The organism is Pseudomonas sp. NPDC078416 (genome assembly GCF_050268485.1).
Taxonomy (GTDB): Bacteria; Pseudomonadota; Gammaproteobacteria; order Pseudomonadales; family Pseudomonadaceae; genus Aquipseudomonas.
Genome location: NZ_JBNNGV010000001.1, coordinates 232,622 through 246,408 on the forward strand (window position 1 = coordinate 232,622; position 13,787 = coordinate 246,408).

General features: G+C 60.2%; 12 protein-coding genes. 5 read left to right on the forward strand and 7 right to left on the reverse strand.

The annotated features are described in order from the left end of the window. Positions 1-157: 157 nt before the first annotated feature. The 3 genes from gshA to ACQKEN_RS01110 form a co-directional block, all read right to left on the reverse strand. On the reverse strand, positions 158-1,744 hold the full coding sequence (gshA, locus tag ACQKEN_RS01100) for a glutamate--cysteine ligase (RefSeq protein ID WP_427683043.1): 1,587 nt from the start codon (positions 1,742-1,744) through the stop codon (positions 158-160). Positions 1,745-1,941: 197 nt separating this feature from the next. Continuing rightward, positions 1,942-2,325 (reverse strand): PaaI family thioesterase, encoded by a 384-nt coding sequence (locus ACQKEN_RS01105; protein WP_427683045.1) that lies wholly within the window; start codon positions 2,323-2,325, stop codon positions 1,942-1,944. Continuing rightward, positions 2,325-4,649 carry a Tex family protein gene (locus ACQKEN_RS01110; protein ID WP_427683047.1) on the reverse strand — a complete coding sequence of 775 codons (2,325 nt, stop codon included), beginning with the start codon at positions 4,647-4,649 and terminating at the stop codon, positions 2,325-2,327. The genes ACQKEN_RS01105 and ACQKEN_RS01110 overlap by 1 nt, the downstream gene beginning before the upstream one ends. A 280-nt stretch (positions 4,650-4,929) precedes the next feature. On the opposite strand from ACQKEN_RS01110, the gene ompR reads away from it, so the two are divergent. Both ompR and ACQKEN_RS01120 read left to right on the forward strand, forming a co-directional pair. Further along, entirely contained in the window at positions 4,930-5,670 is a 741-nt protein-coding gene (gene ompR / locus ACQKEN_RS01115; RefSeq protein WP_065987440.1) for a two-component system response regulator OmpR, read from the forward strand. A 166-nt stretch (positions 5,671-5,836) separates the two neighbouring features. Continuing rightward, the gene (locus ACQKEN_RS01120) at positions 5,837-7,150 is read left to right on the forward strand and encodes an ATP-binding protein (protein WP_065987439.1); all 1,314 of its coding nucleotides are present in this window, start codon (positions 5,837-5,839) and stop codon (positions 7,148-7,150) included. Between the two features lie 81 nt (positions 7,151-7,231). Here the strand turns inward: ACQKEN_RS01120 and rimK are convergent, their stop codons facing one another. The 3 genes from rimK to ACQKEN_RS01135 are packed head-to-tail and all read right to left on the reverse strand — an operon-like array spanning position 7,232 to position 9,405. Further along, a complete protein-coding gene (rimK, locus tag ACQKEN_RS01125) occupies positions 7,232-8,137 on the reverse strand; it encodes a 30S ribosomal protein S6--L-glutamate ligase (RefSeq protein ID WP_133773681.1) in 906 nt (301 codons plus the stop codon). Beyond that, positions 8,134-8,589 carry an ATP-dependent zinc protease family protein gene (locus tag ACQKEN_RS01130; protein ID WP_427683777.1) on the reverse strand — a complete coding sequence of 152 codons (456 nt, stop codon included), beginning with the start codon at positions 8,587-8,589 and terminating at the stop codon, positions 8,134-8,136. The genes rimK and ACQKEN_RS01130 overlap by 4 nt, the downstream gene beginning before the upstream one ends. A gap of 42 nt (positions 8,590-8,631) precedes the next feature. Beyond that, a complete protein-coding gene (locus ACQKEN_RS01135; RefSeq protein WP_427683051.1) occupies positions 8,632-9,405 on the reverse strand; it encodes an EAL domain-containing protein in 774 nt (257 codons plus the stop codon). 119 nt (positions 9,406-9,524) lie between these two features. Between ACQKEN_RS01135 and ACQKEN_RS01140 the strand changes: the two genes are divergently transcribed. Beyond that, on the forward strand, positions 9,525-9,926 hold the full coding sequence (locus ACQKEN_RS01140) for an RNA-binding S4 domain-containing protein (RefSeq protein ID WP_122534069.1): 402 nt from the start codon (positions 9,525-9,527) through the stop codon (positions 9,924-9,926). Between the two features lie 65 nt (positions 9,927-9,991). Here ACQKEN_RS01140 and ACQKEN_RS01145 read toward each other — a convergent pair whose 3' ends face one another. Continuing rightward, the gene (locus tag ACQKEN_RS01145) at positions 9,992-10,801 is read right to left on the reverse strand and encodes a phosphatase PAP2 family protein (protein ID WP_427683053.1); all 810 of its coding nucleotides are present in this window, start codon (positions 10,799-10,801) and stop codon (positions 9,992-9,994) included. A 99-nt stretch (positions 10,802-10,900) separates the two neighbouring features. On the opposite strand from ACQKEN_RS01145, the gene hslO reads away from it, so the two are divergent. Together hslO and ACQKEN_RS01155 are read left to right on the forward strand one after the other, a co-directional pair. Continuing rightward, positions 10,901-11,803 (forward strand): Hsp33 family molecular chaperone HslO, encoded by a 903-nt coding sequence (gene hslO / locus ACQKEN_RS01150; RefSeq protein WP_427683055.1) that lies wholly within the window; start codon positions 10,901-10,903, stop codon positions 11,801-11,803. 191 nt (positions 11,804-11,994) lie between these two features. Next, positions 11,995-13,536, forward strand: a complete 1,542-nt coding sequence (locus ACQKEN_RS01155) for a phosphoenolpyruvate carboxykinase (RefSeq protein ID WP_427683057.1) — start codon at positions 11,995-11,997, stop codon at positions 13,534-13,536. Positions 13,537-13,787: the final 251 nt, after the last annotated feature.

Sequence of the window (13,787 nt, forward strand, 5' to 3'; positions counted from 1 at the left end):
GATCAGCGTTGGATGCAAAACCTGTAGGAGTGAGCTTGCTCGCGAAGGCGGTGGGTCAGCTGCTCAGGTGCTGAACGACCGAAATCCAATGTAGGAAGGGCGTGGTACTTCCTCAGGGTTAATCGGGTCGTGTCAGTGATGACACGACCCACTTTGATCAGTTGCTGATCGCCAGAATGCTCGCCTGATACGCACCCACAAACGTATCGAAATCCACTTTCTCTTCGGTCTGTTCCAGCTCCGCTTGCTGAGCCAGGGACTCACGCGCTTTGCTCTCGAAGTGGGTCTGGTCCTCGGCGCTCAGCGGATTGCTGCGGAAATGGTCAGCGTGAACCTGTGACTGGCGCAGCGAGAAGGCCGTGAAGCCTTCCTTGTGCTCGGTCATCGCAGCCAGCACTTGTGCCGAAGGCGTCAGAGAGGCGTCCGCGACTTTCGCCCGCTGAACGTCCAGCGACTTGACGTGCTGATCCGTGCCCTGGCTGGCATCCAGCAGTTCACAGATCGGCCTGATCGTGTCCAGCATCTCGTTGGCCCAGACTTTAAGGTCGATCGTCGTGTCGTTGCGGTTCAGTTGCAGGCCGGGACGACGACCTTCCTTGACCACGGTCAGGAAGTTTGTGCTGGCGTTGCCGCACTCGTTGTTCGCCAGCTGCGGGCTGTCGTGCAGCGCGCAGTACAGAATGAACGCATCAATGAAGCGCGATTGCTGAAGGTCGATGCCGACCGGCAGGAACGGGTTGATGTCCAGGCAGCGGACTTCCACGTACTGCACGCCGCGCGCAACCAGCGCCTGAATCGGGCGTTCGCCGGAATAGGTGACGCGTTTCGGGCGAATAGTCGAGTAGTACTCGTTCTCGATCTGCAGCACATTGGTGTTGAGCTGAATCCACTCGCCATCCTTGTGCGTGCCGATTTCGACGTAAGGCGCGTAGGGCGTTGCCACCGCACGGCGCAGGCTGTCGGTGTACGTCAGCAGGTCGTTGTAGCAAGGCGTCAGGTCCGCCTGGGCATTGCTCTGGTAACCCAGATCGCTCATGCGCAGGCTGGTGGCGTAAGGCAGATACAGCGTTTCGGCGTCGAACTGCTCCAACTGATGCGAACGGCCCCGCAGGAAGCTGGCGTCCAGCGCCGGCGACGCGCCGAACAGGTACATCAGCAGCCAGCTGTAACGGCGGAAGTTGCGAATCAGGCCGATATAGCTTTCGGACTGGAAATCACGGTCATCGCCTTCGAATTTCGCGTCTTGCTTGAGCACGGGCCAGATGGCCTCGGGCAACGAGAAGTTGTAATGGATGCCGGCGATGCACTGCATGGCTTTGCCGTAACGCAGGGCAAGGCCCTGACGGTAGACGTACTTGAGCTTGCCGATGTTGGAGGTGCCGTAATAGGCGATCGGGATATCCGCTTCGGCCGGCAGCGGGCACGGCATCGAAGGGCTCCAGATGTATTCGCTGCCCAGTTTGCTGTACGCGAAGCGATGGATCTTATCCAGGCTGTCCAGCGTATCAGCAGGGTTGGCCAGAGCCGGAGTGATGAACTCCAGCAGCGACTCGGAGTAATCGGTGGTGATTTGCTCGTTGGTCAGCGCCGCGCCGAGGGTTTCGGGGTGCGGTGTTTGCGCCAGACGGCCTTCGCCCGTAACGCGCAGGCATTCGCGCTCGATGCCGTGCAAGCACTTCTCCAGAAGGGAGAGGTTGGAGTGCTCGCCAAGCAGAGTCAGGCGGCGGTTGAGAAGTTCGCTCAAGTTGGAATCCTTCACGCGTCAGTCGGCCCTATATGGGGGCGATATGGCGGTCTACAAGGGTGAAGAAAGGAACTGGCGTTTTCGCCTCGTCGATGGCCCTAACGCCGATGCCCGTCGCTGATCGTTCCTGCAAGGAAATCAGATAATTTCGACACTGCCTAACAGTGCCGAAATTAACTCATAACGCTATCGGACAGCTAGACGATCGCAAACGTGCCCTGCGCTTTGGCAACCAGCTTGTCGTTCTGGCGAACGTCAGCTTCGACCACCAGCGTTCGGCGTCCGGCATGCAGCACCGTGCCGGTGCAGATGACTTCGCCCTCGGCCACGGCGCGCATGTAGTTGATTTTGCATTCCACGGTGACGCTTTGCTTGTCGAAGCCATGGGCGCTGGAGCAGGCCAGCCCCATCGTGATGTCGACCAGACTGAACAGCGCGCCGCCATGCATCACATTGCCGCGATTGCGCAGGTGCGGCTCCAGCGGCAAGGCCACGATGGCGACACCTTCGTTCAGTTGCACCACTCTGCATCCGAGGGTCTTGAAGTAAGCGCTCTGAGTCAGTTCGTCAGGGATATCCATCAGCGCTTCTTCAATTGCTTGGCGTTGGCGAACAGCGACGCCATCGGGTTATTGCTCGGCGCCGGCGTGGAGGCTTCCTTGCGAGGGGCATTGCTTTGCTGCTGACGCGGCGCTGCTCCCGGACGGGCACCGCGAGCGCCATCAACTTTCTCGCCCGGCGTGTCGCTCATGCGCATCGACAGGCCGACGCGCTTACGCGGGATGTCCACCTCCATCACCTTGACCTTCACCACATCGCCGGCTTTGACCGCTTCACGAGGGTCCTTGATGAACTTCTCCGAAAGCGCGGAGATGTGCACCAAACCGTCCTGATGCACGCCGATATCAACGAACGCGCCGAAGTTGGTGACGTTGGTGACCACGCCTTCGAGAATCATGCCCGGCTGAAGATCCTTCAGGTCTTCAACGCCGTCCTGGAACTCAGCGGTCTTGAACCCCGGACGCGGATCGCGGCCCGGTTTTTCCAGCTCTTGAAGAATGTCAGTGACGGTCGGCAGACCGAAGGTTTCGTCGGTGAATTTCTTCGGATCGAGACGCTTCAGGAAGCCTGCGTCGCCGATCAGGGAGCGGATGTCGCGATCGGTCTGGGCGGCAATGCGCTGCACCAGGGGATAGGCCTCAGGGTGAACGGCTGACGAATCCAGCGGGTTGTCACCGTTCATGACGCGCAGAAAGCCTGCGGCCTGTTCGAAGGTTTTCTCGCCCAGACGCGGGACTTTCTTCAGCGCCGCACGGGTCTTGAACGCGCCGTTCTGGTCGCGGTGGGTAACGATATTCTGCGCCAGCGTGGTGTTAAGGCCGGAAATCCGCGCCAGCAGGGCCACGGAAGCGGTGTTCACATCCACACCGACGGCGTTCACGCAGTCCTCCACCACCGCGTCGAGGCCGCGGGCCAGCTTCAGCTGCGATACGTCATGTTGGTACTGGCCAACGCCGATGGATTTCGGGTCGATTTTTACCAGCTCGGCGAGCGGATCCTGCAGGCGGCGGGCGATGGACACGGCGCCACGGATCGAAACGTCGAGGTCCGGGAATTCCTTGGCGGCGAGTTCCGACGCCGAGTACACCGAAGCGCCGGCTTCGGAGACCATGACTTTGGTCATCTTCAGGCCTGGATACTTTTTGATCAGATCGCCGGCCAGCTTGTCGGTTTCGCGGCTGGCAGTGCCGTTACCGATCGCGATCAGGTCGACAGAATGTTTGGCGCAAAGGGCTGCCAGCACGGCGATGGTCTGATCCCACTGGTTTTTCGGCACATGGGGGTAAACGGTGGCGTAGTCCAGCAATTTGCCGGTGCTGTCGACGACGGCGACCTTGCAGCCGGTGCGCAGGCCCGGGTCAAGACCCAGCGTGGCGCGTGGCCCCGCCGGTGCGGCCAGCAACAGGTCGTGCAGGTTATGAGCGAATACGTTGATCGCTTCGGTTTCGGCACCTTCGCGCAGCTCGCCGAGCAGGTCGGTTTCAAGACTGGAGTACAGCTTGACCTTCCAGGTCCAGCGCACGACTTCGGCCAGCCACTTGTCCGCAGGGCGGTTCTGATTCTGCAGGCCGAAACGCTCGCTGATCATCATTTCGCAGGGGTGCAGCGTGCCGGGCAGTTCTTCACCGACTTTCAGCGCCGAGCTCAGGACGCCCTCGTTGCGACCCCGAAAGATCGCCAGCGCGCGGTGGGACGGCATGCTCTTGAGCGGCTCGTCGTGTTCGAAGTAATCGCGGAACTTGGCGCCTTCTTCCTCTTTACCCGGCACTACACGGGCACTGATCACGGCCTCGTGCTTGAGGAAGCTGCGCAGCTTCTCCAGCAGCGTCGCGTCTTCGGCAAAGCGCTCCATCAAAATGTATTTGGCGCCTTCGAGCACGGCCTTGACGTCGGCGAAGCCTTTTTCGGCATCGACGAACCGCGCGGCTTCGGCTTCAGGGGTAAGCGTCGGGTCGTTGAAGATCCCGTCGGCCAGCTCGCCCAGGCCGGCTTCCAGTGCGATCTGGCCTTTGGTGCGACGCTTCTGCTTGTACGGCAGGTACAAGTCTTCAAGGCGGGTCTTGGTGTCGGCAAGCTTGATATCGCGAGCCAGTTCAGGGGTCAGCTTGCCTTGCTCTTCGATGCTGGCAAGGATGCTGATGCGGCGCTCGTCGAGTTCGCGCAGGTAGCGCAGGCGCTCTTCCAGATGACGCAGTTGCGTGTCATCGAGGCTGCCAGTGACTTCCTTGCGGTAGCGAGCGATGAAAGGCACCGTGGAGCCTTCATCCAGTAGCGCGACGGCCGCTTCGACCTGTTGCGGGCGGACGCCGAGTTCCTCGGCGATGCGGCTGTTGATACTGTCCATAAAACCACCTGGCAAATGTGTGTGCATTAAATCAGCGGCTGGCGAACCGCCTTGAACGAGCGTTGCCTGACCTTGAAGGCGGCGCATTATACCCAGTGAGCCCTTAATAGGGGATTGCCCGGTCGATACGCTACTTTCAGCCCGCGCAGATGCTGTGAATTGCCCCCGGGTGACTCGACGAGAGCACCCATGTGGATTCAGGAAAAATCTGCTAACAATGCACACGGTGCGCATAACTGCAGCTACGCCATAATGCGCGCCGAGATCAAAGGAGCTTCCAATGAGCAGCACTGCACAAACGGCTGAAGGCGAGAAAATCCTCATCGTTGACGATGACCCGGGCTTGAGCAGCCTGCTAGAACGCTTTTTCAACAGCAAGGGCTATCGCGCCCGGGCTGTGCCCAACGTGGAGCAAATGGATCGGCTGCTGGCGCGCGAAGTGTTTCACCTCGTGGTGCTGGACCTGATGCTGCCGGGCGAAGACGGCCTGTCCGCCTGCCGCCGTTTGCGCGCCGCGAACAATCAAGTCCCCATCATCATGCTCACCGCCAAGGGCGACGAGCTCAGCCGCATCAAGGGCCTCGAGCTCGGCGCTGATGACTACCTCGCAAAACCTTTCAACCCTGACGAGCTGATGGCCCGCGTTCGCGCCGTGCTGCGTCGTCAATCCGCCCCCGTACCTGGCGCGCCTGCCACGGAAGACGAAACCGTCACCTTTGGCGACTACGCGCTGTCGCTCGCTACACGCGAGCTCAAGCGTGGCGACGAAGTGCACATGCTCACCACCGGTGAATTCGCCGTATTGAAGGCGCTGGTCATGCACGCCCGTGAGCCGCTGACCCGGGACAAACTGATGAACCTGGCCCGTGGCCGTGAGTGGGACGCGCTGGAGCGCTCCATCGACGTCCAGATATCCCGTCTGCGTCGTCTGATTGAAGTGGACGCTGCCAAGCCGCGTTACATTCAGACGGTCTGGGGAGTGGGTTATGTTTTCGTGCCAGACGGTGCCAACAAGCAGTAACAGCAAGTTAGACGGTAACCTGCCGGGCCTGTTTTACGCCCGCCTCCGTTAGCCAGTCACCTCGATGTTCGCGAAAGCGGCCATTGGCGTGACTGGTTTTTGCTGTGTCATGTGTTCCGCAAATTCGCGAGCCCGGCTCGCTTCCGCAAAGTGTGTAGCTGCTGTTATGAAGACACCGCTCTGGTTCCCGCAAAGTTTTTTCTCCCGCACCCTGTGGCTGGTGCTCATTGTCGTGCTGTTTTCGAAGGCGCTGACCCTTGTCTATCTGCTGATGAACGAGGATGTTCTGGTCGATCGGCAGTACAGCCACGGCGTTGCGCTCACTTTGCGGGCTTACTGGGCGGCCGATGAGAGTGACCGGCAGACCATCGCCGACGCCGCCGGGCTGATCCGCGTGGTGGGCGGCGGTGTGCCGGAAGGCGAGCAGCACTGGCCGTACTCCGAGATCTACCAGCGGCAGATGCAGGATGAGCTGGGCGCGGACACCGAAGTGCGTCTGCGTGTCCACGCGCCCCCGGCGTTGTGGGTGAGGGCGCCGAGTCTCGGCGATGGCTGGCTGAAAGTGCCGCTGTACCCGCATCCGTTGCGCGGGCAGAAGATCTGGAGCGTGTTGGGCTGGTTCCTGGCGATCGGATTGCTCTCGACGGCTTCGGCATGGATCTTCGTCAGCCAGCTCAATCAGCCGCTCAAACGCCTGGTTTTTGCCGCCCGCCAGTTAGGCCAGGGCCGTAGCGTGCGGTTGCCGGTGGGCGACACGCCCAGCGAGATAACCGAGGTCTACCGCGCGTTCAACCAGATGGCAGAAGACGTGGAGCAGGCAGGGCAGGAGCGCGAGCTGATGCTGGCCGGGGTGTCCCACGATTTGCGAACGCCGCTGACCCGGCTGCGTCTGTCACTTGAACTGATGCCGACCAATAACGAGTTCATGGAGGGCATGGTTCGCGACATCGAAGACATGGATGCCATCCTCGATCAATTCCTGGCATTCATCCGGGACGGGCGTGATGAAGAAGTCGAAGAAGTCGATCTGGTCGAGCTGGTCCACGAAGTCGTCGCCCCGTACAACAACCCGGTTGAACAGGTGCGGTTGTGCCTGGAGTCCATTCCGCCTTTCCCGTTGCGACGGGTTTCCATGAAGCGGCTGCTCAACAACCTCATTGGCAATGCGATGCACCATGCCGGTGACGGCGTTGAAGTAGCGGCCTACGTTTCCGGCGACAGCGGTGCGCCCTATGTGGTTCTGAGTGTGCTGGATCGCGGCATGGGTATCGACCCTTCGGAGCTGGAGGGCATTTTCAATCCCTTCATCCGTGGCGACCGCGCCAGAAGCGGCAAGGGGACAGGGCTTGGTTTGGCGATCGTCAAGCGAATCGCCGCGATGCACGGCGGCAATGTCGAGTTGCGTAATCGTTCGGGAGGCGGGCTGGAGGCCAGAGTTCGCCTGCCCTTGGGGTTATTGCTGCCGCGGGATGCTGATTGATTCGTTCGTGATTCTGCCTGGAGGCCTTGGGCGGGCGACGTGCTCGCGACCAACGCCTTCGTGCAGAAACGGGACTGGGCTTTAGCCCTTGCCCTTGGTGCGGGTCATGTGCGGCCCGCCGTTTTTCTCTATGTACTCGATGATTATCCCCGCGACATCCTTGCCGGTGGTGGTTTCAATGCCTTCAAGACCTGGCGATGAGTTCACCTCCATCACCAGCGGCCCGTGGTTGGAACGCAGGATGTCGACGCCCGCGACACTCAGGCCCATGACCTTGGCCGCGCGAATGGCCGTCATACGCTCTTCCGGGGTGATCTTGATCAGGCTGGCGGTGCCGCCGCGATGCAGGTTGGAGCGGAATTCCCCGGGCTTCGCCTGACGCTTCATCGACGCAATGACCTTGTCACCCACCACGAAGCAGCGGATATCGGCGCCACCGGCCTCCTTGATGTACTCCTGCACCATAATGTCCTGCTTCAGGCCCATAAAGGCCTCGATCACGGATTCAGCCGCCGTCGCGGTTTCGCACAGCACCACGCCGATACCTTGCGTCCCTTCGAGCACCTTGATCACCAGGGGTGCGCCGTTGACCATCTGAATCAGGTCAGGGATGTCATCCGGTGAGTGGGCGAAGCCGGTGACGGGCAAGCCAACGCCGCGTCGCGACAAAAGTTGCAGCGAGCGCAGCTTGTCACGGGAGCGCGCGATGGCGACGGATTCGTTGAGCGGGAACACGCCCATCATTTCAAACTGACGCAACACGGCACAGCCGTAGAAGGTCACGGAGGCGCCGATGCGGGGTATGACCGCATCAAAGCCTTCCAGGGGTTTTCCTCGGTAGTGGATCTGCGGCTTATGACTGGCAATGTTCATATAGGCGCGCAGGGTATCGACCACCACGACCTCGTGGCCGCGCTGAATGCCAGCTTCGACCAGACGACGAGTTGAATACAGACGCGGGTTTCGCGAAAGCACAGCGATCTTCATGCAGCACCTGTGGCAGAGAGATTTGAAGCCGGGAACACCGGCTTGTCCTGAATATAAGTAACGCCCGGATTGACCACCAACTGGCCATCAATCAGGGCTTTGGAACCCAGCAGCAGCCGGTAGCGCATGGCCTTGCGGCAGGCCAGCGTGAACTCCACCGGCCAGACCCGATCCCCCAGCGCCAGCGTCGTGCGAATGACGTAGCGAACCTGGGCGTGACCGTTGGAGCTTTTGATGGTTTTCATCGCCACCAGTTGTGCCTCACAGCGACGATGACGCAGCTGCACCACCGTCCCCAGATGAGCGTTGAAGCGCACCCATTTCTCACCGTCCCGTTCGAACGGCTCTATTTCTGTCGCGTGCAGGCTGGAAGTGCTGGCACCGGTGTCGATTTTCGCGCGCAGCCCGGCGACGCCCAGATGGGGCAACGCCACCCATTCGCGAAGGCCGATGACTGTTAGATGGTCAAATGTTTTCAAAGCGGTTCCGTTCGTTTACACGTTCTGCCAAGCACCGGCATCGATCTGCGCCAGCGCCTGGAATGCAGGCTTGGCGAACCAGTAGCCCTGCATGAGGTAAATGCCGCAGTCGGCGAGGAAGTCTCGTTCGCCTGCCTGTTCAATGCCTTCGGCGATCACTGTAACGTTCAGGTCCGTACACATTGTGACAATGCCGCGCACGATGGCCTGTCGTGCGGGGTCCAGATGGACGTTGCGCACCAGCGCCATGTCGAGCTTGATCAAATCAGGCTGAAAGTCGGCGAGCAGGGTCAGTCCCGAGTGCCCGGCGCCAAAATCGTCGATGGCGGTCTTGAAGCCAAACTGGCGGTATTGGCGAAGAATGTTGGTCAGGTGGCTGTTGTTGCAAATGTGCTCGGTTTCGACGGTTTCAAAGATCAGTCGGTCCAGCGGAAAGTTGTGGGCCCGGGCGGATTCCAGGGTGCTGCGAATGCACAGTTCGGGGCGATAAACCGCATTCGGCAGGAAGTTGATCGACAGGTGTTCGTCCATTCCCAGCCGGGCGGCAGTTGAAATCGCGCGGGTTCGGCACAATTGATCGAAACGGTAACGGTTGGTGTCGTCAACCCGGTTCAGCACAGACAAGGCACCCTCGCCGTTGACGCCACGTACCAACGCCTCGTGGGCAAATACCGAGTGGTCGCGGACGTCCACGATAGGCTGATAGGCAAATTCAAAGTCGAAATCCAGCGCGGAGCTTTCTTTGCAGCCCTGGCACCCACCAGTCAATGACGTTGGGAAGTCTGTCACGTCGTTCTCCTGAAGCCGGTGCTTTAGTCTTGGTGGGCAGTGTAAACGAGGGTGGCGGTTACTGCGTCCCCGGCGTGACGTAGTACGGTTTCTGACCATTACACGATTGAGGAATTCAGATGACACAGAAGTCAGACGAGGACGACAAAGTCCGTCTGGACAAATGGCTTTGGGCGGCACGCTTCTTCAAGACGCGCGCCCTGGCGAAAGCCGCCATTGAAAGCGGGAAGGTTCATTGCCGCGGCGAGCGTTGCAAGCCGGGGAAAGAGCCGCGTGTGGGGGATGAGTTGCAGATCAGAGCAGGCTTCGATGAGCGGACCGTCGTCGTCCAGGCATTGTCGATTGTCCGCCGTGGCGCGCCTGAGGCTCAGCTGCTGTACAGCGAAACGCCGGAGAGCCTTGCCAAACGCGAGCAAGCCGCCGAGATGCGCAAGGCCGGAAGCCTGGGCGTGACGACTGACGGCAGGCCGACCAAGAAGCAGCGCCGGCAATTGTTTCATTTTCGTTCGGGTGACGACTGACAATCTCGCCGCTTTCCGGGATCGTGAGTTAATCGACCCCGGACGGCTCGGTAGCGACAGGCAGCTTACAAATGAGAGCCCTGCTTCATGATGCTCAGGCATTTGAGCAGCGGCAGGCGGTTCAGCGCATTGAAGACGGGCGCGGTCAGTCGAAACAGAAATCCGGTGGCAGTGGCCACGAACGGGGTGTAGCAGCTCCAGCCCAGCGCGAGCAACGCGATCATCACGCCGCCGATGTAGTCGTCCTGCCCCCAGTGTGCGCCGGCAACCAGGCGCGGCATCATAAACAGGAACGCCAGCGCCCAGATGACCACGCGCTGGCCGACCGTACGGCTGTAGACGCTCATGAACATCGCCCAGATCAACAGCACCGAAGCGTGGTCGCCCGGGAAGCTCTGGCTGGAGCGATCCTTGAGCTGCCACTTGTCTTCAAGCCCCGGGAATATGTCGCTGAGCTTGATGGCATCAGGGATCATCATCGATGCGCTGTCATGTTGCAGCGCGCTGTGGTCGATGATCTTGGAAAACACCGTCCGGATGATCAGCAGCAGGATCAGCGTCAGCACAAAGCCAATCAGCGCGGCACGGGTTTGCAAGGATTTGAACACCCAGTCGCCCTTTATAAGCAGCGTGAGAAGAATCAGGCCGACGACAATGTCGAAGGGCCGCATGCTGGCAACCGCCCAGATCCACAGCCACGCTTTGTTTTGCTCAAGCGGGCGGTTCAGGAGGTGAAACAGGCCTTCGTCGAAGTGAGTGAAAGCCGCGTGGCCCGTGGGCCAGATCCACAGCAGTAGCAGTGCGAGCGCCACCAGATTACACAGCAAGAATTTTTTGGCGTTCCACTTGGGTTGGAACAACGCGGGATAGTCCATAAAATGCCCCCATCGGCATGACAGTGCACCAAGCGGTGCTTAAACCGCGCTTTATAGGCGGTTGTCATCATTTTGTCATCCATTCAGATACCTTCTCCTATGTCAGACTTTGCGGATACCGATTACACCCAGCGCTTCATCTTTGACGAGAGCGACGTGCGCGGCGAGCTCGTGGCCCTTGAGCGCAGCTATGCCGAGGTCCTTGCCAAACACCCGTATCCCGAGCCGGTCGCTCAGTTGCTCGGCGAAATGCTCGCCGCCGCCGCGTTGCTGGTGGGCACGCTCAAGTTCGACGGTCTTCTGGTCTTGCAGGCCCGGTCGCTGGGGCCGGTGTCGCTGCTCATGGTCGAATGCTCCAGCGAGCGGGAGCTGCGCGGCATCGCGCGCTACGACGAGACCCTGGTCAAACCGGACGCCACGCTGCTCGACCTGATGCCCGAGGGTGACCTGACCATGACCATAGACCCGCGTCAGGGCAAACGCTATCAAGGCATCGTGGGCCTGGACGGCGCCGACCTGTCGGCGTGCCTGTCCGAGTACTTTGTGATGTCGGAGCAACTGCCGACGCGCTTCTGGATCAAGGCCGACGGCAAGCGCGCGCGCGGGCTGCTGCTGCAACAGCTGCCGGCCGAGAAGCTGAAAGACCAGGAAGAGCGCGAGGCCAGTTGGCAGCACGTCAATGTGCTGGTCGACACCCTGACCGCCGAAGAACTGCTCAGCCTGACCAATGAAACCGTGTTGAAACGGCTGTTCCACGAAGACGTCGTGCGCATGTTCGACGTCCAGCCACTGGTGTTCCGTTGCAGCTGCTCGCGCGAACGTTCTGGCAATGCGCTGGTCAGTCTTGGTCTGGAAGATGCACAGCAGTTGGTGATCGAGCATCACGGTGCGGTGGAGATCGACTGCCAGTTCTGCAATCAGCGCTATCTGTTCGATGCAACCGATGTAGCGCAGCTGTTTGCAGGGGGTGGGGTAGATACCCCTTCCGATACCCGCCATTGATGTAGTGCGGGTCCTGCGCTGAAAGCTTTCCGCCCGGCCCGCTTGACTCTTCTTCATGTAGTTCTGACAGGAGGGCCCTACCTTTTTTGGGCTTTTCTGGCATAATCCGGCCACTTTTTAGCTGTAGTAGTGTTTTTTTTTCTACTACAAAACGTTTGGAGCACTCGGCCATCGAGCCGACGGGGAATCTCATGACGCAAGCCAATAACGCCGTTCACACCGATCTCAGTGTCGACGATCTGGTTAAAGAAGCCCTCAAACGCGAAGAAGGCGTGCTGTCCGATACTGGCGCACTCGTCGTGGAAACAGGCCACCGTACAGGCCGCTCGCCTGTCGACCGCTTCATCGTAGACGAACCCTCCACTCAGGCCGCGATCGCCTGGGGCCCGATCAACCGCAAGTTTCCGGCCGACAAGTTCGACGCCCTGTGGGCACGTGTCGAGGCGTTCAACGACGCCCAGGAACACTTCGTTTCCCACGTTCACGTAGGCGCAGCCGAAGACCACTACCTCGCGGTCAAGATGACCACGCAGACGGCCTGGCAGAACCTGTTCGGTCGCTGCCTGTTCATCAACCCGGCCCAGTACAACCCGGCCGGTCGTGAAGAATGGCAAGTGCTGAACGTGGCCAACTTCGAGTGCGTGCCTGAGCGTGACGGCACCAACTCCGACGGTTGCGTCATCATCAACTTCGCCCAGAAGAAGGTCCTCATTGCCGGTATGCGTTACGCCGGTGAAATGAAGAAAGCCATGTTCTCGGTGCAGAACTTCCTGCTGCCGGCGTCCGACGTGCTGCCAATGCACTGCGCAGCCAACATCGGTGAAGAAGGCGACGTGACACTGTTCTTCGGTCTGTCCGGCACCGGTAAAACCACGCTGTCCGCCGACGAGACCCGTTACCTGATTGGTGACGACGAACACGGCTGGGGCGAAGGCGTTGTCTTCAACATCGAAGGCGGTTGCTACGCCAAGTGCATCGACCTCTCCGAGAAGAACGAGCCGGTCATCTGGAAAGCTATCAAGCACGGCGCCGTGTTGGAAAACGTGGTGCTGGACGCAGCCGGTCATGCCGACTACGCCGACAGCAGCCTGACTCAGAACAGCCGCGCCGCTTACCCGCTCGAGCACGTTGAAAAGCGCTCCGAGAAGAACCTGGGCGGCGAGCCAAACGCGGTGATCTTCCTGACCTGCGACCTGACTGGCGTGCTGCCACCGGTGTCGATCCTCAGCGAAGAACAAGCGGCCTACCACTTCCTGTCGGGCTACACCGCACTGGTAGGCTCCACTGAAATGGGTTCGGGCGCCGGCATCAAGTCGACGTTCTCTACCTGCTTCGGCGCACCGTTCTTCCCGCGTCCGGCGGGCGAATACGCAGAGCTGCTGATCAAGCGCATCCGCGGTTTCGGCTCCAAGGTCTACCTGGTCAACACCGGCTGGACCGGCGGCGGCTACGGTGTCGGCAAGCGCTTCAACATTCCGACCACCCGTGGCGTCATCGCAGCCATTCAGAGCGGCGCGTTGATCGGTGCAGAAACCGAGCACCTCGACACCGTCAACCTGGACGTCCCGACTTCCGTGCCAGGCGTCGAAACCGGACTGCTCAACCCACGTAATACCTGGGCTGACAAAGCGGCGTACGACGAAGCAGCCAAAGCGCTGGCCGGTCTGTTCATCGAGAACTTCAAGAAGTTCGAAGTGAGCGATGCGATCAAGGCAGCGGGTCCGAAGCTGTAAGATCGGAACCTGCTCAAAAGAAACCGCCCTTCGGGGCGGTTTTTTGTTGGCGGGTGTTTATGCCGTCAGAAGTTTGGGGCATGTGCACGCGGCAGTCTTGACACCAATCCCTTGTAGGAGCGCGCTTGCCCGCGATCGCGGTGTATTTGTGACGAAGATGGAAGCTGACAGATTGCTATCGCGGGCAAGCGCGCTCCTACAGTAAATGCGGTTCAGTCAGCGAGTCGGGCTCTTGCCGTAGGCGAACAAGC